This is a genomic window from Amycolatopsis sp. cmx-11-12, from assembly GCF_046269425.1.
Lineage (GTDB): Bacteria > Actinomycetota > Actinomycetes > Mycobacteriales > Pseudonocardiaceae > Amycolatopsis.
Genome location: NZ_JADNQM010000129.1, coordinates 1 through 513, shown reverse-complemented (window position 1 = coordinate 513; position 513 = coordinate 1). Strand labels below are relative to the sequence as shown.

Sequence of the window (513 nt, the reverse complement as noted above, 5' to 3'; positions counted from 1 at the left end):
CCGAACGTCAGGGTGACGCCTGGGTCGACCTCGTGGACCTCGCGGTGGCCTGTCCGGATCAGCCTGGAACCAATGGCTACCGGACCTTGGTGCATGTGACCATCGGTCTGGAGGAGCTGAAGACCGGTCTCGGGACCGCCTGCCTCGATTTCGTCGGGACGATGACTGCCCGCGAAGCCCGTATGGCTGCCTGCGATTGTCTGATGCTTCCGGTGGTGCTCAACGCTGCTGGTGAACCCCTGGATGTGGGGCGGCTGAGGCGGTTCGTCACCCCGGGCCAACGGAGAGCGTTGAACATTCGGGATCGGGGGTGTGCGTTCCCGGGCTGTCATCGGCGGCCGAAGAACTGTCACGCTCACCATATTCATCATTGGGCAGATGGCGGGCCGACCGATCTGCGGAATCTAGTGCTGGTCTGTTCTTTCCATCGTGTGTCTCGAATGCGATTGAGAGGTTCTGATGTAGAAGCCAGAGTCGCTTGAAAGCAATGCTGTGTCGGAGATGAAGGTAGGT

Annotated in this window: 1 pseudogene; it reads left to right on the top strand. The window is 60.6% G+C overall.

Going from position 1 to position 513, the window contains the following annotated elements:
* Positions 1–428, top strand: a pseudogene (locus ACLARN_RS44200) (DUF222 domain-containing protein); the annotation flags it as partial.
* Positions 429–513: the final 85 nt, after the last annotated feature.